The organism is Paenibacillus sp. B01 (genome assembly GCF_009649995.1).
GTDB lineage: Bacteria > Bacillota > Bacilli > Paenibacillales > Paenibacillaceae > Paenibacillus_O > Paenibacillus_O pasadenensis.
The window spans coordinates 3,386,218-3,404,796 of record NZ_CP045802.1 but is presented as its reverse complement, the minus strand read 5'-3'; the positions used below and the strand labels follow the sequence as shown (position 1 = coordinate 3,404,796).

The window sequence follows — 18,579 nt, the reverse complement described above, 5'->3', positions numbered from 1 at the left end:
GGAAGCGGAAGCGAAGCGCCAGGCGGCGGCCGGCCGGAGTTGGAGCCGGACCGAGCTTGTCGTATAATGGATGGGTTGAACGATAGCTCACGGAAAAGAGGGAAACCGATGTCGATAACTCCAAGCGTCAAACTGACGTCCTTGTCCAGCAAGGGCGGCTGCGGCTGCAAGATCGGACCGGCCGACCTGTCGCAGGTGCTGCGCCAGCTCCCTCCGTCGGTGCCCAATCCCGACCTGCTCGTCGGGCTCGATACGAGCGACGACGCCGGCGTCTACCGGCTGAGCGCCGACATGGCGCTCGTGCAGACGGTCGATTTCTTCACGCCGATCGTCGACGACCCGTATGCGTTCGGGCAGATCGCCGCGGCCAATGCGATCAGCGACATCTATGCGATGGGCGGCAAGCCGCTGACGGCGCTCAACATCGTCGCGTTCCCGATCCAGACGCTGGACAAGGCCATTTTGGCCGACATCCTGCGCGGAGCGGGCGACAAGCTGGCCGAGTCCGGCGCGACTCTGCTCGGCGGCCACTCGATCGACGACAAGGAGCCGAAGTTCGGCATGGCCGTCACCGGCCTCGTGCATCCGGACCGGGTGCGGACCAACGCCGGGGCGAAGCCGGGCGACGCGCTGCTGCTGACGAAGCCGATCGGCGTCGGCATCTACACGACCTCGATCAAGAAGGACCAGCTTTCGCCGGACGAGGTCGAGCAAGTGACGCGCGTCATGTCGACGCTGAACCGCCGCGCCGCCGAGATCATGGACGGCTACGACGTGCATGCGTGCACGGACGTGACCGGCTTCGGCCTGCTCGGCCACGCGATGGAGATGGCCAAGGGCAGCGGCGTCGGCCTGACGATCGTCAAGGACGCCGTGCCGGTGCTGCCGCGCGCCCGCGAGCTGGCCGAAGCCGGCTTCATCCCCGGCGGCACGCGCAACAACCATGCGCATGTGAGCCCTTCGGTCGATTTTGCCGACCAGCATGACGAGATCGACCGCTTCATCCTGTGCGACGCGGTCACGTCGGGCGGCCTGCTGATCGCCGTCGCTCCGGAGCAGGCGCAGGCGCTGCTCGGTGAGCTGCGCGAGGGCGGCGTCGACGCCGCCATCATCGGCGAGGCGTCGGCCGAGCAGGCCGGACGCATCCGGACCGTATAAGAGAGAGAAGGAATGGCGATGTTTCAAGACTTGACCGTACCCGAGCTGCGGGACATGAGGGACCGCAAGGAGCTGACGATCGTCGACGTCCGCTCGCCCTCGGAATTCGCGGACGCGACGATTCCCGGCAGCGTCAACATCCCGTTCTTCGACGACGCCGAACGGGCGGAGATCGGCACGCTCTACAAGCAGCGCGGCATGGCCGAGGCCAAGCGGCGCGGGCTCGAGCTCATGAGCGCCAAGCTGCCGGCGTTCATCGCCGAATTCGCGGCGCTGCCGGGCAAGATCGCGCTGTTCTGCTGGCGCGGCGGCGGCCGCAGCCGCACGACGGCGACGCTGCTCGGCCTCATGGACATCCACTGCTACCGGGTGGCCGGCGGCTACCGCGAGTACCGCCGCTGGGTCGTGGAGACGCTGGAGACGTACCGGCTGGACAAGCCGGCCTACGTGCTGCACGGCAATACCGGCACCGGCAAGACGGCCATCCTCCGCCAGCTTGCCGAGGAAGGCTATCCGGTGCTCGATCTCGAGGGCTTCGCGTGCCATCGGGGCTCGATCTTCGGCGACGTCGGCCTGCGGGGGAGCAACCAGAAGACGTTCGACGCCGAGCTGCTGGAGACGCTGCTGCGCTTCGAGCGGGCTCCTTATGTCATCATGGAGGCGGAGAGCCGGCGCATCGGCAAATGCACGATGCCGCAGTTCCTCATGGACGCCAAGGAGAGCGGCGTGCCGATCCGGCTCGAGCTGCCGATGCCGGCGCGCGTGCGGCATATCGTGCACGACTATCGGCCCGCGGAGCATAAGGACGCCTGCCTGCATGCGTTCAAGATCATCAAGCCGCGCATGCACACTCCCGTGGCGAAGGAGATCCAGCAGAGCATCGAGCAGGACCGCTTCGACGTCGCGGCCGAGCTGCTGCTGGAGCATTATTATGATCCGCGCTACGAGCATGGAGCGGACCGCTACGACCAGGAGCGGGAGCGGCTCGTGCGGGCGCGCACGGAGCAGGAGGCTTTGGACGGCGTAAGGGCGGCTTTGCCGGACGTGCAGGCATGACCGACGAGTCTGCCGGACGGCTGCGGCCGATGAACCCGGCGAACGGGACGAAGCGGAGATCCACTCCGTTTCGTCCCGTTTTTGCGTTCCATGCCGGGCCGGAGCGCCGATCTCGCGTCCGGGCATCGACGAGGACGGGCTCGTCCGGCCCCGATCGGTCAATCGTGAAAGAATTCGTACGATCGCCGCCTACAGCCCCGAGTCCTCATCCACTATACTAGCCTCATCCACTAGCGAGAGGTGAATTCATGGACTTGCCTTCCCTTCAACCTGCCGATCCAGCCCGCGCGCGACCCGATGTGAAAGCGATTACCAAAAAGGCCGGGCAGCGCTGGAACGCGCCAGTCGTCGGCTATCTGTTCATCGCGCCTTGGCTGCTCGGCTTCCTCATCCTGCAGCTATGGCCGATCATCCAGTCCTTCTATCTGTCGATGACCGAGTTCTCGCTGCTGGAGCCGGCCCGCTGGATCGGCCTCGACAACTACCGGGACATCTCGCAGGACCGCTTGTTCTTCAATTCGCTGCGGGTCACCTTCGTCTATGTCGCCGCCTCGGTGCCGCTCAAGCTGATCGCCGCCCTGCTGATCGCCATGCTGCTGAACCGGCAGATCCGGGGCATCTCGTTCTACCGCACCCTCGTCTATCTGCCTTCCCTGATCGGAGGCAGCCTGGCCGTGGCCGTGCTGTGGCGCAATATTTTCGGCCTCAACGGCTTCGTCAACCAGCTGGCCGTCCTGGTCGGCATCGATCCCAAGAACTGGATCGGCACGCCATCCACCGCGCTCGGCACGCTGGTGCTTCTGACCGCCTGGCAGTTCGGCTCCGCGATGATCATCTTCCTCGCCGGACTCAAGCAGATTCCGTCCGAGCTGTACGAGGCCGCCTCGGTCGACGGCGCGTCGAGGCTGCGCAAGTTCGCGCGGATCACGCTGCCGATGCTGTCGCCGGTCATCCTGTTCAACCTCGTCATGGGCATCATCAACGCCTTCCAGATGTTCACGTCCGCCTACATCGTCACGAATGGCGGCCCGGTCAACTCCACGGAGATGTTCGCGCTGTTCCTGTACAACAAGGCGTTCGGCTCGCTGCAGATGGGATACGCCTCGGCGCTGGCCTGGATTCTGCTCGTCATCATCGGTGTCGTGACGGCGCTCAACTTCGTCGCGTCGAAGTATTGGGTGTTCTATGAAACGGAGGGACGAAAATGAACGGCAAGCCTCGCAAAAGCAACCTGCTCGTCCATCTGGTCATGATCGCCGCTTGCCTGGTCATGTCCTATCCTCTGCTGTGGTGGATCGGCGCGTCGTTCAAATCGGCGGCGGAGCTCGGCAATCCCGGCTTGTTCCCCGAGCAGTGGCTGTGGCGAAACTACTCCGACGGCTGGGTCGCCCTGCCGCAATACACCTTCACGCGGTTTTTCGAGAACAGCCTCCTGCTGAACGCCTCGACGACGCTGCTGCATGTCGTCTCGGCCAGCCTCGTCGCCTTCGGCTTCGCGAGGCTGACCTTTCCGCTCAAGGGCATGTGGTTCTCGATCCTGCTACTCACCTTGATGCTGCCGGGCCAAGTGACGCTGATTCCGCAGTATACGATGTTCCACGCCTTCGATTGGATCAACACATATCTGCCGCTGATCGTGCCGTCCGCGATGGGCGGAGCGTTCTTCATCTTCCTCCTCGTGCAGTTCATCCGCGGCATCCCGCGCGAGCTCGACGAGTCGGCGAAGATCGACGGCTGCTCCTGGTTCGGCATCTACGCGCGGATCGTCATGCCGCTGACCGTGCCGGCGCTGATTACGGTCATGATCTTCTCGTTCATCTGGGGATGGGACGACTACTTCGGCCCGCTGATCTACCTCAATACCGTGGACAAGTACACCGTTCCGCTCGCTCTGCGCATGTTCATCGACACGCAGTCCGCCGTCGCCTGGGGCCAGCTGCTGGCGATGTCGCTCTTGTCCGTGCTTCCGCCGGTGCTCATTTTCTTCCTGGCGCAGAAGCATTTCGTCGAGGGCATCGCCACCTCCGGCCTAAAAGGATAGGCGCCTGCGCTCTGGCGCAGCTCCGCGGACACGGATAAAATGGGAGCCCTGGGGAGAGCGGGCGACAGCCGCCTTTCCCGGCACTCAGACGAGAAAAGGGCTGATCCTCATGAACCCGTTTCGCAAGCATCGCGTGGACAAGGTGTTTTTGCTGAGCTTCGCGGCCTTCATCGGCTTGCTGGTCACGGTCATCATGGCTGTCAGCTACCAGCTGTCGGCCCGCGAGCAGGCGACGAGCGCCTCCGCCTATCAGCAGGCCATGCTGCAGCAGCTCAACAAGCAGCTGACCGATCAGATGGATGCGGTCGAGCAGACGGCGCTGTTCATCTCGCTCAACGCCCAGCTGGCGAGCTACCTGACGAGCAAGGGGGATTACTTCGCGCTCAAAAAGGCGAGGGACGAGCTGAACCGAGACTACCTGGCGCCGATTCTGAACAGCTCGCGATCGATCTTCACCTTCCAGGTGTACATGAACGAACCGCTGCAGGTCGATCCGAACGCCGCGATCCAGTACTTGCCGCTATCCCAAGCCAGATCGGAGAGCTGGCATGCCGCGGTCGAAAAGGCGGACTCCGTCTGGGTCGGGCAGCGCGCTGTCGGCTCCCCTCAAGGGGAGCAGCAGGCGGTCAGCTTCATCCGCCGGATCAATACGCCGGAGGGCGTCAATCTCGGCCTCCTCGTCCTCAACGTGCGCATGCGGTTCCTGCAGTCGATCCTGACCGAGGACAACTCTTCGGCCAGCCGTCTGCTGCTCGATTCCGGAGGTCGCATGATCATGCATGCGAATCGAGCTCTGCCGCCGGGCGAGATCGAGGCGCTGCAGCAGCAGGTGCGGGGAGATGCCGGACATGCGCGCCAGCGCTTGGCCGCAGCCGGCTCGCAGCCGGCCAAGGACATGCTCACCGTATGGTCCCGCACGACGCCCAACAGCTGGATGCTGGTGGAGCTGACGCCCTGGAAGGAGATCACGGGCGGCAGCGTCCGCCTCGCCTGGACGCTGGCTGGAGTCGGCGCGGCCGCGATCCTGCTGGCGCTCGTTTTCACGCTTTATTTGTCCCGCAGCTTCACCCGTCCGATCCGGCAGCTCGTGCAGCTGATGAAGTCGTACGCGCCGGGCCGGCCGGCGCGGCCGCCGCAGACGGAATACCGCAATGAATTCGGCAGCCTGTTCGGAGGCTACCGCAAGCTCACCGAGCGGATCGAGGGGCTGTACCAGTCGCTCGAGCAGCAGCATCGCGCCCAGCGCCGGGCGGAGATCCGGGCGCTGCAGGCGGCGATCAATCCCCATTTCCTCTACAACACGCTGGACCAGCTCAACTGGATGGCGATCGAGGCGGGACAGGAGAAGATCAGCCATGTGGTGGAGCTGATGGGGCGGATGTTCCGCATCAGCCTGTCCGGCGGAGAGACGATGATCCCGCTGCAGGAGGAGCTGCTGCTCGTGGAGAGCTACCTGGGGATCCAGCAGGCGAAGTGGCGGAGCGGACTGGAGTACCGGATCGAGATCGCGGGCGAGCTGCGGGAGCTGCTCGTGCCGAAGCTGACGCTGCAGCCCTTCGTCGAGAACGCGATCGTGCACGGATTCCATGGCAGCAGCAGAGGGCTGGTCACGATATCGGGCGAGCAGCACGGGAGCGGCATGCGGCTCGTCGTCCAGGACGACGGCATCGGGCTGCGGGACGACTGGCAAGCCCGCAAGCGGACGCGGACCGGCGGGTACGGCGTCCGCAACGTGAAGGAAAGAATCGAGGTGCTGTTCGGAAGGCCTTACGGGGTCGAGCTTCGTTCCCTGCCGGAGCGGAAGGGGACGCGGGTAGAGATCTATCTGCCGAGCCGTGAGGATCATGGAGCCGAAAGGGGCGAGCCGCATGTGGACGATCGCGATCGTGGATGACGACCGGCAGGCTCTGGACGGCATGTCCCGGCTCATCCCGTGGGACCAGCTGGATGCCAGCCTGGTCGGGGAGGCGTCGGACGGCGAGCAAGGGCTGCGCCTGATCGAGGAGAAGAACCCGGACATCGTCATTACGGACATCTATATGCCGGTGATGAACGGCCTCGACATGATCGAGGAGCTGCGCAAGCAGAAGTACGGAGGCAAGATCATCATCCTGAGCGGCTATTCGGATTTCGACTACGCGCGCAAGGCGCTCCGGCTCTCGGTGGACGATTATTTGCCCAAGCCGGCCTCGCTGCCTACGATCCGCGAAGTGCTGGGGCGGGTGGCGGCGGAGCTGTCCCGGCAAAAGGCCGTGGAAAGCGAGGAGCGGAAAATCCGCGAGAAGCTGCTGCAATACGAGCCTTATTGGGAGCGGGAATGGGCGAAGTCGGTGCTTACGGGAGGCGTGCCGTCGCCGTCGGGAACGGCGGCCGAGCTGCCGGCGAAGCTGGGCTGGAGCCGAGCGCAGGTGATGACGCTCGCTGTGGAGCTGAAAAGGCAGGGCCGGATGGAGGGCATGTCTCTGCGCGACTGGAGCCTGTTCCGCTTCGCCATCGGCAATATGGTGGAGGAGCTGGCCGCAGCCGCCGGCATGCGAAGCTTGTTTCTGGAGCTGCACAGCCATCAGATGGCGATCCTGCTCAGCAAGCCGCTGTCCTGGCCGGAGCCTGTCTTCCGTCAGGAGGCGCTAGAGCTGGCGGGACGGATCGTCGACGCCGCCGGCAGCTGCCTTCACGTCAAGCTCCGCATCGGAGCGGGCTCGCGCAAGTCCGATTGGCGGCTCGCCGCCGACTCGACGGAGGAGGCGTTCCGGGCGCTTGGCTCCAGGCGCCAGCCTCATCCGCTCCATCCGTGCGTCTACCTGCACGAGGAGGGAAGCGGCTCTCCCGGCAGCAGCCGGGAGCTGCGGCCGGTCCGGTTTTTCCAGGAGATGGCGGACGCCATCCGCAGCTTCGACGAGCGGCGCGCGCTGCTGGCGCTGGAGCAGTTTTGCCGGGAGGGGGGAGGAGCGGCGTCCAGTCTCGACGAGGCGATGCTGGAGGAGATCGGAGCGCAGCTGTTCGCCATCCTGTCGTTCACGCTGTACGAATCCGGCATCCGGCTGGACGACGCGCTTGCGCCGTCGGAGCTGTCCCGCGAGCTCGCCTTGGTCGAAGGCGTCTCGTCGTGGAAGGACTGGGTCGCGGAGAAGATCCGCCTCGTCTGCTCGCGGTATGCGCCCAACGAGAACCTGAAGCACAAGGAAACGGTCGATTTCATCATTCAGTACATCCACGAGCATTATGCCGAGAATATCCATCTGCAGCAGCTGGCGGACCGCGTGTACATCTCCAAGAACCATCTCAGCACGATTTTCCGCCAGGCGACAGGAGAGACGTTCGGCGACTACTTGACGCGGGTGCGCATGGAGCGGGCCAAGAGCATGGTGCTGGAGAAGCGGCTGCTCGTCGCGGAGATCGCCGAGAGGGTCGGCTACCGCAACGTGCCTTATTTCACGACGCTGTTCAAGCGCCATACCGGAAAAAGCCCGACGGAATTCTACAAGGCGTGAGCCATGCGGTCCAGGCCGCCCGCCTCCGGAAAGCGGCTGGACGCGCGCGAGGCGCTCGGTCCGGCCGCGCAAGCAGAGCAAGGCAAATCGGATAAACTCGTTGAGGGAGGCTGACCAGGTTGAGAAAACGGATGACGGCAAGCTTGCTGATCCTGCTCATGATGGGAGGGACGCTGAGCGCATGCAGCGGCGTCAAGGAGGAAGAGGCGGGGACGGCGGACGGAGGCGGCGCTACAGTCAAGCTGCGGATCATGTGGTGGGGCTCCCAGGCCCGGCACGATGCGACGCTGAAAGCACTGGACGCGTATGCGAGCGCCAATCCGGGCGTCGCCTTCGAGCCGGAATATCAATCCTTCGACGGCTATCAGGACAAGCTGTCCACGATGTCGGCGGGCAAAAATACGCCGGATCTGTTCCAGATGGACGCGGCTTGGTTCAATGACTGGGCGTCGAGCGGGAGGCTCGAGGACCTCTCCTCGATCCCGGCGGCGGACATCGACACGTCGCTGCTCGAGACCGGCACCTATGAGGGCAAGCTGTACGCGATGCCGCTCGGCAACAACGCCTGGGGCATGATCTACAACAAGACGATGATGGACAGCCTCGGCGTCGCGCCGCCGACGACATGGGACGAGTTTTTCCAGCTGGCCCGTGACATCAAGCCCAAGCTGGCGAAGGACCAGTACCTGAGCAAGGATCTGACGGCGGACGGCGCCATGTACATGAGCTATCAGCTGAGCATGGGCAAGGGCTACAGCCTCAGCAAGGACGGCAAGTTCCATTATGACGAAGCGACCTGGAAGGATTGGATGAACAAGTGGGCCGTCCTGCGGCAGGACAAGCTCGCGGCCCCTCCGGACGTGACCGTGTCCGACAAGGGACAGGACGCGCAGATGGACCTGCTCGTGCAGAAGAAGATTCTGCTCAAGGGAGCTCATGCGGCGGAATTCGGCGGATTCGACGCGCTCATGCCCGGCGATCTGGCGCTGACGGCGCTTCCGCGCGGCGCCCAGGCGAGCGGCTGGCTCAAGGCGTCCATGTACTGGAGCGTCAGCCCGAACAGCAAGCATAAGGAAGAGGCGAAAAAGTTCATCGACTGGTTCGTGAACAGCGAGGAAGCGGCAGCGATACTGGGCACCTCGCGCGGCATCCCGGTGTCCAGGACGGTCGTCGAGGCCATCCAGCAGAACTTCACCGCCGTCGATAAAAACGCCCTCGGCCTGATCGAGACCGTGTCCAAGGACGGATCCGCCTTCGACCCCGGACCAGGCAACAAGGGCGGCTGGGCGAACTTCACCAAGGAATATGACAACATCGTGCAGTCCATCCTGTTCGGCAAGATCGGCATCGACGAAGGATGGGAGCAGGTCGTCGGACTGAGCCGTAATCTAGGATGACCCGGCTCTGGCGGCGCAAGGTCCTGCGCTGTCTCCAGGCGGCCGGACATAAAAAAAGCGAGGCCCCCTTGCGGGGGCCTCTTTCATGGGAGAGGAGAAACCGGACGAAGAGCTTATGGGGAAACGTAAGCCTTCTCCGCGGTGTCTACGGCATCTCTCGACGCCGGTAGTACAAGGATGTCCGCCCGGCGCGCCGCTTATACATGCGTTCGCTTAAAAATCTCCCGCTATGCTAAAATCGAAGGCAAGAGGAGGGAGAGCATGGCGGAAAAAGAAGAGCTCGTCCGGTTCGGCGTCGCATTTCCGGCGCCGCTGATCGAGCGGTTCGACGGCTATATCGAGGCGAAGGGCTATACGAACCGCTCGGAGGCGATCCGGGACATGGCCCGCAAGGCCATGCTGGAGGACGAGGGGATCGCGCCGGAGACGGCGGTCGCGGGCACGATCTCGCTCGTGTACGACCATCATGTGCGGGAGCTGCCGCTGCTGCTGACCGAGCTGCAGCATGACTACCATGAAGAGATCATCAGCACGATGCATGTCCATCTGACGCATCATCAGTGCATGGAGATCATCCTCATCCGCGGTCGCGTGGAGAGGCTGCGCAGGCTCCATGGGGCGATCCAGGCGCAGAAAGGCGTGCAGGTCGCGGAAATGTCGGTCACGTTTTTAGAATAGGAGATCGAGCGCGGGGAGATTCGGCTGGCTGCGCTTCGTTCTCGTTCGGTCCCGCGCGGCGAGCGTTCCGCGTTGGCGCCAGGACAACTCACGGCTGCTCCAGGTCGCGTCGGCGGACCTGCGGGCAGTCTTTTTCGTTTTTATCTACCTGTCTAAATGTCAGGTAATATGACGTGAAGAGGCAGTTTTTCATAGGCAGATCCGGCATCGTGTGCTACAATCGGGAGGAATCGTAACACACAGGAGCCGTACAGCGGAAAATGGGGGAGAGAACATGAGGCATGATCGGGGAAGGCAGGACGTCAGGAACGGGAGCGGAGCCGGCTTCCGTCGGGAAAAGCGCCGAAAGCTGAGGCCGGCTGTCGCGGCCGCGCTCATCGCCGTCGCGCTCGCAGGCTGCGCCGGAGCGGAAGGAACGCCGGCGCCTTCGGCCAAGCCGGCAGGGGCCGGCGCGGAGGCGGACGGCAACGCCGGGCAAGCCGCAGCCCAGGCGAAGGACAGCCTTATCCTGGCTGTCGGCTCGGAGCCGGAGACGGGGTTCGACCCGGTCACCGGCTGGGGCCGCTACGGCTCGCCGCTTTTCCAGAGCACCTTGCTGAAGCGCGACGACGACTTGAACATCGTGAACGATTTGGCGACCGGCTACGAGGTGAGCGGCGACGGACTGGAGTGGACCGTCAAGCTGCGGGGAGACGCTGTCTTCACGGACGGCGTGCCGGTGACGGCCGAAGACGTGGCGTTCACGTTCGAGCAGACGGCGAAGAGCGGGGCGGCCGTCGATCTGACGAATTTCGAGGCCGTGGAAGCGCCGGCCGTGGATGTGGTCGTATTCCGCCTCCATTCGCCGCAGTCGACGTTCGTCAGCCTGCTCGTCTCCACCGGCATCGTGCCGAAGCATGCGTATGGCCCGAGCTACGCCGAGCAGCCGATCGGCTCGGGGCCGTTCCAGCTTGTCCAGTGGGACAAGGGCCAGCAGCTGATCGTGGAGGCCAACCCCGATTATTACGGACGCAAGCCGTCCTTCAAGCGCTTGACGTTCCTGTTTCTCGGCGAGGACGCGGCGTTCGCGGCCGCCAAGGCCGGGGAGGCGGACGTCGCCTACATCCCGTCGTCGTTCAGCCGTCAGCCGGTGGCGGGCATGACGCTCGTCGACGTGAAGTCGGTGGACAATCGCGGCATCCAATTCCCCTACAAGCCCGCCGGCGGCAAGACGTCAGGCGGCGATCCGATCGGCAACGACGTGACGTCCGACCCGGCGATCCGCAAAGCGGTGAACGCGGCGATCGACCGGCAGGCGCTCGTCGACGGCGTGCTGGACGGCTACGGCTCTCCCGCCTATTCTCCGAGCGACGGCCTGCCTTGGTGGAACCCGGATACGACGGTGCCGGACGGAGATCCCGCCGCAGCGCGGCAGCTGCTGGAGCAGGGCGGCTGGAGCGATCCCGACGGCGACGGCATTTTGGACAAGGACGGCCAGCGGGCTGAATTCACGCTGCTCTATCCCGCCGGAGACGTGACCCGCCAGTCGCTCGCGCTGGCCGCGGCGGACATGGTGCGGGCGGCAGGCATCGAGATCCGCCCGGACGGCAAGAGCTGGGAGGAGATCGAGAAGCGCATGCATGCGGATGCGACGCTGTTCGGCTGGGGGAGCCACGATCCGCTGGAGATGGACCATCTGTTCCGCGGCGCGTCCGGCGGCGTCGGCTACTACAACGCCGGCTATTACGCCAACAAGACCGTCGATGCCTGGATGGACAAAGCTCTTGCCGCGCCGTCCGAGACCGAAGCGCTGGAGTTCTGGAAGAAGGCGCAGTGGGACGGCGAGACGGGCTTCAGCGCGCTCGGCGACGCGCCATGGGCTTGGCTCGTCAACCTCGACCATCTGTATCTCGTGAGCGACAAGCTGGACGTCGGCAAGCAGCGCATCCAGCCGCATGGACACGGCTGGCCGATCACCGACAACATCGCGGACTGGACATGGAAAAGCTGAGCGCGGACATCCAAGACGGGCGGAGGCGCGGGGCCGGAGCAGAGGCGGCGCAGTCCGCTTCGGGAGGCGAAGGCATCAAGGGCGGCTGGGGCTTGTACCTCCTTGGAAAGGCGCTCCGGCTCGTCCTGCTGCTCGCGGCGGTGAGCGCCGTCACGTTCACGCTCGTCAGCCATTCGCCGGTCGATCCGGTGCGGGCGTACATCGGCGCCGACATCCTCCGCGTCGGACCGGAGCAGCAGGCGCAGATCGCCTCCTACTGGGGGCTGGACGAGCCTCCGCTCGAGCGGTTTTTCCGCTGGGTCGGGGCGCTGCTGAGCGGCGACCTCGGCACATCGATGATCTACCGCGAGCCGGTGGCGGACGTGATCGCGGAGCGCTTCGCGAGCTCGGCGCTGCTGATGGCCGCGGCGTGGCTGCTGTCTGGCGCGCTCGGCTTCTCCGCCGGCATCGCGGCCGCGATGGCGCATGGCCGCTGGCCGGATCGGCTCATCCGCCGCTGCTGCTATCTGCTCGCCTCGACGCCGCCGTTCTGGCTGGCGCTGCTGCTGCTCACGGTGTTCGGCGTCGCGCTCGGCTGGTTCCCGATCGGCCTGGCCGCTCCGGCCGGAATGGCGGCGGAGGAAGTCGGCTGGCTGGACCGGCTGCGCCACATGGCGCTGCCGGCGCTGACGCTGAGCGTCGTCGGCATCGCGCCGGTCGTGCTCCATACGCGCCAGAAGCTGCTCGAGGTGCTGGCCAGCGACCATGTGCTGTACGCCCGCTCCCGCGGCGAGCGCGGCTGGGCGCTGCTGCGCAGGCATGGACTGCGGGCAGTCGCCCTGCCGGCGCTCACGCTGCAGCTGGCCGGCTTCAGCGAGCTGTTCGGCGGCGCCGTGCTGGCGGAGCAGGTGTTTTCGTATCCGGGGCTCGGCCAGGCGACGGTACAAGCGGGACTTCGCGGCGACGTGCCGCTGCTCATGGGGCTCGTGCTCGGCAGCGCGCTGTTCGTCTTTGCCGGCAACCTGCTCGCCGATCTGAGCTATCGGCTGGTCGATCCGAGGCTGCGCGAAAGGAGCCGTACATCATGATGGAGCGCCCTGAAATGCAGGCTGCGAGCCAACGGAAGGCCGTCCCGGCGGCAAGCCTGCCGTCGGGACGGCTCCGGCTGCTCGTCGGAGCCGCGCTGCTCGTCGCCGCTCTGCTGGGGCTCGGCCTGTGGGCGTCGCTCTCCGGCGGCGGAGAGGGATTGCGCACGAATCTGGCCGAGCGCAGCCTGCCGCCGTCCTGGGGTCATCCGCTCGGCACGGACTGGCTCGGACGCGACATGCTGGTCCGCACTGTGCAAGGGCTGTGGCTCAGCCTGCAGGTCGGCCTGCTCGCATCGTTGGCCGGAGCGGCGATCGCCGCCGCCGCCGGGCTCTCGGCCGCGCTGCTCGGCCGCACGGCGGACCGGATCGTCTCCTGGCTGATGGATCTGTTCCTCAGCCTTCCGCATCTGGTGACGCTGATCCTGATCGCTTTCGTTTGCGGAGGCGGCTTGCGCGGCGTCCTCATCGGTGTCGCCCTGACCCACTGGCCTTCGCTCGCCAGGCTCATCCGCGCGGAGGCGATGCAGCTGCGGTCGGCCGATTATGTCGCCGTGTCGCGGTCGCTCGGAAAGTCCCGCGTCTGGATCATGACGCGGCATCTGCTGCCCCATCTGCTGCCGCATCTGCTGACCGGCTGCCTGCTTCTATTCCCTCATGCGATCCTGCATGAAGCGGCGATCACCTTCATCGGGCTCGGCCTGCCTCCCGACCAGCCGGCGATCGGCGTCATCTTGTCCGAGTCGATGCGGTATCTCAATGCCGGACTGTGGTGGCTGGCGGTATTCCCGGGTGTGGCGCTGCTGCTGCTCGTCGGCGCCTTCGACCGGCTCGGCCATGCGGCGTCGGCGCTGCTCGATCCGGGGCGGTCGCAGCAGTGAGGCCGGCATCCGGACGGAAGGCAAGCATGAGGAGGCACGAGGAGGAGAAGACGATGGCGATTGGGGCAAAGCGTGTTCCGGCGCAGGAGGCGTCCCTGCGCGGAGCAAGCTCGGAGGAAGCCGCGCTCGGCGCGGCGGCTCCGCTTCTGGAGATCGAAGGGCTGCGCGTATCGTTCCTGCAGTATGGTCGCGGGCTGCAAAGAAGGACCGTGCAGGCGCTCGCCGGCGTCGACCTGAGCGTAGGAGCGGGCGAGCTCGTCGCGCTCGTCGGCTCCAGCGGATCGGGCAAAAGCCTGCTCGCCCATGCCGTCATGGGGCTGCTGCCGGACAATGCCCGCTCATCCGGCTCGATCCGGTATGCCGGCGAGCCTCTTGACGGCGAGAGGCTGCTGCGCCTGCGCGGCAAGGAGCTGGCGCTCGTGCCGCAGGGCGTCACGTATCTGGACCCGCTGTTGCGGGCGGGGGAGCAGGCGCTCGGCCGGCAGCGTGGACCGCAGGCGCGGAGCCGGCTGCGCGCGGTTTTCTCCCGATTCGGCTTGCCGGAGCGGGCCGAGCGGCTGTATCCGCATCAGCTGTCCGGCGGCATGGCACGCAAGGTGCTCGTCTCCGCCGCGGCGCTCGGCGGCGCGCGCCTCGTCGTCGCGGACGAGCCGACGCCCGGCATGGAGGCGGGCAAGGCGGCAGAAGCGCTGCAGGCGCTGCGCGAGCTGGCGGACGGCGGCTGCGGCGTGCTGCTGCTGACGCATGACATCGAGGCGGCGCTGCGCGTCGCGGACCGGGTCGCGGTGCTGTACGCCGGCGAGGCGGTCGAGCTGGCCGCCGCGTCCGATTTTGCCGGAGCCGGCGAGCGGCTGCGCCATCCGTATACGCGGGCGCTGTGGCAGGCGCTGCCGGCGAACGGCTTCCGGCCTCTGCCGGGCGTGCAGCCGGCGCCCGAGGAAGCCGCGGCCAGCTGCGCCTTCGCCGCCCGCTGCGGGCAGGCCGCGCCGGAGTGCCGCGCCGCCAAGCCGGCGATGCGGGCGTGGAGAGGCGGCCAGGTGCGATGCTTCAAGCCGGACTGAGGACGCTCGGATGGACGCGCGATGTGGCGGCGGAACGGCATGGCTTGGAGGGGATCTCGGATTGAGGGCGGTGGGATGGACGCGTGAGTTAGCGGAGGAGCGGTTTGGCTTGGAAGAGATCTGGGACGTGTCGAGGCGGAATGAGGGCAGAGTGATGGTCATGGATCGGTCCGGAAAAGGCGCCGGTCGTGTCGAGGCGAATGAGCCGGGCAGGAGGCTAGATATGCTGGAAGTGGACAAAGTGGGGATTCATCTAGGCGGACGCTGGCTGTTCCGCGACATGAGCCTGACGCTGGAGGCGGGCGAAGTGGTCGGCATCAGCGGCGACAGCGGCGTCGGAAAGTCGACGCTGGCACGGATGCTCGCGGGCCATCTGGCTCCGGACGAAGGGGAGGTCCGGTACGGCGGCCGGCCGGCCGCGCGGCGCGGACCGCATCCGGCGCAGCTCGTGCTGCAGCATCCCGAGCGCGCGGTCAATCCGCGCTGGCGCATCCGCCGCATCCTCGCCGAAGCGGGAGCGCCGGAGCCGAGCCTGCTGGAGGCGCTGCAGATCGCGCCTTCCTGGCTGGACCGCTGGCCTTCGGAGCTGTCGGGCGGCGAGCTGCAGCGCGTCTGCATCGCCCGGGCGCTCGGCCCGGCGACGCGCGTCCTGATCGCCGACGAGATGACCGCGATGCTCGACGCGCTCACGCAGGCCGGCATTTGGCGCGCGGCGCTCGGCGTCGCGCAGGAGCGGGGGCTCGGCGTGCTGGCGATCAGCCACGACGAGGCGCTGCTCGAGCGCATCTGCACGCGCCGTCTTCGCTGGGAGGAGCTGCGCGGGGACGCGACGACAGTAATGATGCCTTGACGTCGGGCTTTAGGGCGACTTGAACACCGCGCGCGGGCAGCAAAGGCGGGGGAGACGAGCCCAATCTCGAATCCAGGGCACCCAAAGTGCCTTGAATCAGCGGGAACGAGCCCAATCTCGAATCCAGGGCACCGAAAGTGCCTTGGATCTGCGAAGACGTGCTCAATCTCGAATCCAGGGCACCCAAAGTGCCTTGAATCAGGCGAAACCCAAACCAATCTCGAATCCAGGGCACTCAAAGTGCCTTGAATCATCGAAGACGAGCCCGATCTCGAATTCAGGGCACCCAAAGTGCCTTGAACCATCAAAGACGAGCCCAATCTCGAATCTAGGGCACTCAAAGTGCCTTGAATCATCGAAGACGAGCCCGATCTCGAATCCAGGGCACTCAAAGTGCCTTGAAACAGCGAAACCCAAACCAATCTCGAATCCAGGGCACTCAAAGTGCCTTGAAACAGCGAAACCCAAACCAATCTCGAATCCAGGGCACTCAAAGTGCCTTGAATCAGCGAAACCCAGACGAATCTCGAATCCAAGGCACTCAAAGTGCCTTGGATCAGTGGGAACGTGCCCAATCTCGATTCCAGGGCACCCAAAGTGCCTTGAATCAGCGAAACCCAGACGAATCTCGAATTCAGGGCACCCAAAGTGCCTTGAACCAGCGAAACCTAGACCAATCTCGAATCCAAGGCACTCAAAGTGCCTTGAACCAGCGAAACCCAAACCAATCTCGAATCCAAGGCACTCAGAGTGCCTTGAATCAGGCGAAACCCAATCAAATCTCGAATCCAGGGCACTCAAAGTGCCTTGAATCAGCGAGAACCAATCCAATCTCGAATCCAAGGCACCCAGAGTGCCTTGAATTCAAAAAAAGGCGAAGCCGGGAGCATGCTCCCGGCTTCGCCTTTTTGGCATTTGAGCGGCAACCCGCGTCGGCGACGGCATCCTTACGTTGCCGCGTCAGCCCGCATCACGCGCTGGCCGGGCCGGTTTCCGCCGCGTCCGTCCGGTTCAGCTCAGCTCTTACTTCAGCAGCCACAAAGCCGGCACGTTCGGCGGCTCCCAGCCTTGCAGCGATGTGTGCGGCTGGCGGCAGGAGTACGTCTTGCCGCCGTACGTGACGAGGTCGCCGGTCTTGTAGCTGACGCCGGCCGCCCACGCCTGGGCGCCGGAAGCGGCGTCCGTCGTCACGGTCAGCGAGGCGGCGGCGGACAGGTTGCCGGCGGCGTCCTTGGCTTTGACCGCAAACGTGTAGGCGGTCGACGGCGACAAGCCCGTGACGGCGAGGCTCGTCACAGCCGTTTCCACCGACGTCGTTCCATAGGTCACGACGTAGCCCGTAACGCCGACGTTGTCGGTCGAAGCGCTCCAGCCGAGCGTGACGCTTGAAGCCGTCTTGGCGGTCGCGGCGAGCGAGCCCGGAGCGGTCGGCGGCGTCGTATCGGCGGAAGGCGCGCTCGTCGTGACGGAGAGCGGAGCGCTGGCGGCGGACAGGTTGCCGGCGGCGTCCTTCGCCTTGACCGTGAACGTGTAGGCGGTATTGGCCGTGAGGCCGGCGACGGTCGCCGACGTGCCGGACGTCTGCAGCGAGCTGCCGCCATAATAGACGACATACCCCGTTACGCCGCGGTTGTCGGTCGATGCGCCCCAGGAGAGCGACACGCTCGAAGCCGTTTTGGCGGTCGAGACGACGTTCGCCGGCGCGGTCGGCGGCTGCGTGTCCGGCGCGCTAGGCGCGATGGCGTTCAGGTAGGCGCGATGCTGCCTGGAAAATTCGAAGCCGTTGAATTTATCCCAGTTGACCGACCAGGTCATGAGGCCGCCGAAGTTCGGATAGCCAGTCGAGCTGCCGCGCGTCTTGTACGTGCTCAGCTGCTGGCCCTTGATGAGCGCGTCGAGCGCCTTCTGCACCTCCGCGACGGAGGTGAAGCCGCCGCCCGCGTTGCCGTTCGCCGGCAGGCCGAGCAGAACCTGCTCCTGACGCAGCGGCGGGAAGAAGCTGGCGGCGTTTTTGGCCACGGGGAAGCCGGTCAGCAGCATGTCGGCCATGGCGACGTGGAAGTCGGCATTGCCCATCGTATGGTACTGGTCGTCCAGGCCGGTGATCGGACCGGAGTTGTAGTTCTGCACCTGCAGCCAGTCGAGGATGTCGCGGGTCGCGTGGATGACCGGCAGGTAGGCGCCGGCGCGGCTGTCGCAGCTGATGCAGCTGCCGCCGTAGAACGAATAGCCGAGCTGGACGAAAAACGTCTCCGGAGCCATCGTCAGCACGAACTTGTCGCTGCCGTAACGGGCGTCGATCGTCTTGAGCGCGCTGATCAGGTTGACGATGACCGGCGTGGTCGGGTTCTTGAAGTCGGAGTCGCCGGCGTTCAGGTAGAGCGAATGGCCTTCGAAATCGACATCGAGGCCATCGAAGCCGTACTTGTCGATGATGCCGGAGACGCTGCTGACGAACGCGTCGCGGGCGGCTGTCGAGGCGAGCTGCACCTGGCCGTTCGCGCCGCCGATCGAGATGAGCACCTTTTTGCCTTGGCTTTTCAAATAAGCGACGTCGGCCTTGAAATCCGCTTCCGTATAATTGTAGGGAGCGAAGCCGATGTTGCCGGTCGAGCTGCCGCCGACGGGCTCAGCGAAGCTGACGTTCACCACGTCGAAGTCGGGCGAGACGTCGCGCAGCCGGATGAAGCCGGAGCCGTTGTCGAAGTTGTGCCAGTAGCCGACGATCTTGTAGCCGCCAGCCGGAGCGGCCTCGGCGGCTTTTGGCGCGGACAGGGCGGCGGCGCTCAGGCCGGCCGCGAGCGCGAGGGACAGGCAGGCGGCCGCGAGGCGGCGCGGCAGCTTGAACCGGGTTGGGGTCAAATGATTTTCCTCCTTCGGATAGGGAAATGAGTTCCCTTCCATTATCCGGC

14 protein-coding genes are annotated in these 18,579 nt (G+C 65.5%); 13 read left to right on the top strand and 1 reads right to left on the bottom strand.

What is annotated here, in order from left to right; all coding sequences use genetic code 11:
* Nucleotides 1–108: 108 nt before the first annotated feature.
* The 13 genes from selD (at nucleotide 109) to GE073_RS14645 (ending at nucleotide 15,667) form a co-directional block, all read left to right on the top strand.
* Nucleotides 109–1,158, top strand: a complete 1,050-nt coding sequence (gene selD / locus GE073_RS14705) for a selenide, water dikinase SelD (protein WP_153783752.1) — start codon at nucleotides 109–111, stop codon at nucleotides 1,156–1,158.
* A gap of 18 nt (nucleotides 1,159–1,176) precedes the next feature.
* Entirely contained in the window at nucleotides 1,177–2,214 is a 1,038-nt protein-coding gene (gene mnmH, locus GE073_RS14700) for a tRNA 2-selenouridine(34) synthase MnmH (RefSeq protein ID WP_153784745.1), read from the top strand.
* 248 nt (nucleotides 2,215–2,462) lie between these two features.
* The gene (locus GE073_RS14695) at nucleotides 2,463–3,422 is read left to right on the top strand and encodes a carbohydrate ABC transporter permease (protein WP_028596836.1); all 960 of its coding nucleotides are present in this window, start codon (nucleotides 2,463–2,465) and stop codon (nucleotides 3,420–3,422) included.
* Nucleotides 3,419–4,255 (top strand): carbohydrate ABC transporter permease, encoded by an 837-nt coding sequence (locus tag GE073_RS14690; RefSeq protein WP_153783751.1) that lies wholly within the window; start codon nucleotides 3,419–3,421, stop codon nucleotides 4,253–4,255. Before GE073_RS14695 ends, GE073_RS14690 begins: the two co-directional genes overlap by 4 nt.
* 109 nt (nucleotides 4,256–4,364) lie before the next feature.
* Nucleotides 4,365–6,149 (top strand): cache domain-containing sensor histidine kinase, encoded by a 1,785-nt coding sequence (locus GE073_RS14685; protein WP_153783750.1) that lies wholly within the window; start codon nucleotides 4,365–4,367, stop codon nucleotides 6,147–6,149.
* Nucleotides 6,124–7,746: a response regulator transcription factor gene (locus GE073_RS14680; RefSeq protein WP_153783749.1), complete on the top strand. Its 1,623-nt coding sequence runs from the start codon at nucleotides 6,124–6,126 to the stop codon at nucleotides 7,744–7,746. Before GE073_RS14685 ends, GE073_RS14680 begins: the two co-directional genes overlap by 26 nt.
* 119 nt (nucleotides 7,747–7,865) lie before the next feature.
* Nucleotides 7,866–9,143: an ABC transporter substrate-binding protein gene (locus tag GE073_RS14675; protein ID WP_228551543.1), complete on the top strand. Its 1,278-nt coding sequence runs from the start codon at nucleotides 7,866–7,868 to the stop codon at nucleotides 9,141–9,143.
* A gap of 261 nt (nucleotides 9,144–9,404) precedes the next feature.
* Entirely contained in the window at nucleotides 9,405–9,821 is a 417-nt protein-coding gene (gene nikR / locus GE073_RS14670; RefSeq protein WP_028596831.1) for a nickel-responsive transcriptional regulator NikR, read from the top strand.
* A gap of 274 nt (nucleotides 9,822–10,095) precedes the next feature.
* A complete protein-coding gene (locus GE073_RS14665) occupies nucleotides 10,096–11,811 on the top strand; it encodes an ABC transporter substrate-binding protein (protein WP_153783748.1) in 1,716 nt (571 codons plus the stop codon).
* A 74-nt stretch (nucleotides 11,812–11,885) separates the two neighbouring features.
* Nucleotides 11,886–12,878: an ABC transporter permease gene (locus GE073_RS14660; protein ID WP_416362105.1), complete on the top strand. Its 993-nt coding sequence runs from the start codon at nucleotides 11,886–11,888 to the stop codon at nucleotides 12,876–12,878.
* A complete protein-coding gene (locus tag GE073_RS14655) occupies nucleotides 12,875–13,756 on the top strand; it encodes an ABC transporter permease (protein WP_228551541.1) in 882 nt (293 codons plus the stop codon). Before GE073_RS14660 ends, GE073_RS14655 begins: the two co-directional genes overlap by 4 nt.
* Nucleotides 13,757–13,809: 53 nt before the next feature.
* The gene (locus tag GE073_RS14650; RefSeq protein ID WP_153783746.1) at nucleotides 13,810–14,817 is read left to right on the top strand and encodes an oligopeptide/dipeptide ABC transporter ATP-binding protein; all 1,008 of its coding nucleotides are present in this window, start codon (nucleotides 13,810–13,812) and stop codon (nucleotides 14,815–14,817) included.
* Between the two features lie 223 nt (nucleotides 14,818–15,040).
* Complete coding sequence (locus tag GE073_RS14645) at nucleotides 15,041–15,667, top strand: ABC transporter ATP-binding protein (RefSeq protein ID WP_153783745.1); 627 nt, start codon at nucleotides 15,041–15,043, stop codon at nucleotides 15,665–15,667.
* Nucleotides 15,668–16,690: 1,023 nt separating this feature from the next.
* Here the strand turns inward: GE073_RS14645 and GE073_RS14640 are convergent.
* On the bottom strand, nucleotides 16,691–18,529 hold the full coding sequence (locus tag GE073_RS14640; protein WP_228551539.1) for a fibronectin type III domain-containing protein: 1,839 nt from the start codon (nucleotides 18,527–18,529) through the stop codon (nucleotides 16,691–16,693).
* Between the last annotated feature and the right edge of the window lie 50 nt (nucleotides 18,530–18,579).

Coding starts and splice junctions, on each gene's coding strand:
- selD (WP_153783752.1), top strand. CDS start 109: ATGTCGATAACTCCAAGCGTCAAACTGACGTCCTTGTCCAGCAAGGGC.
- GE073_RS14680 (WP_153783749.1), top strand. CDS start 6,124: ATGTGGACGATCGCGATCGTGGATGACGACCGGCAGGCTCTGGACGGC.
- GE073_RS14690 (WP_153783751.1), top strand. CDS start 3,419: ATGAACGGCAAGCCTCGCAAAAGCAACCTGCTCGTCCATCTGGTCATG.
- GE073_RS14655 (WP_228551541.1), top strand. CDS start 12,875: ATGATGGAGCGCCCTGAAATGCAGGCTGCGAGCCAACGGAAGGCCGTC.
- mnmH (WP_153784745.1), top strand. CDS start 1,177: ATGTTTCAAGACTTGACCGTACCCGAGCTGCGGGACATGAGGGACCGC.
- GE073_RS14695 (WP_028596836.1), top strand. CDS start 2,463: ATGGACTTGCCTTCCCTTCAACCTGCCGATCCAGCCCGCGCGCGACCC.
- GE073_RS14650 (WP_153783746.1), top strand. CDS start 13,810: ATGGCGATTGGGGCAAAGCGTGTTCCGGCGCAGGAGGCGTCCCTGCGC.
- GE073_RS14665 (WP_153783748.1), top strand. CDS start 10,096: ATGAGGCATGATCGGGGAAGGCAGGACGTCAGGAACGGGAGCGGAGCC.
- GE073_RS14645 (WP_153783745.1), top strand. CDS start 15,041: ATGCTGGAAGTGGACAAAGTGGGGATTCATCTAGGCGGACGCTGGCTG.
- nikR (WP_028596831.1), top strand. CDS start 9,405: ATGGCGGAAAAAGAAGAGCTCGTCCGGTTCGGCGTCGCATTTCCGGCG.
- GE073_RS14685 (WP_153783750.1), top strand. CDS start 4,365: ATGAACCCGTTTCGCAAGCATCGCGTGGACAAGGTGTTTTTGCTGAGC.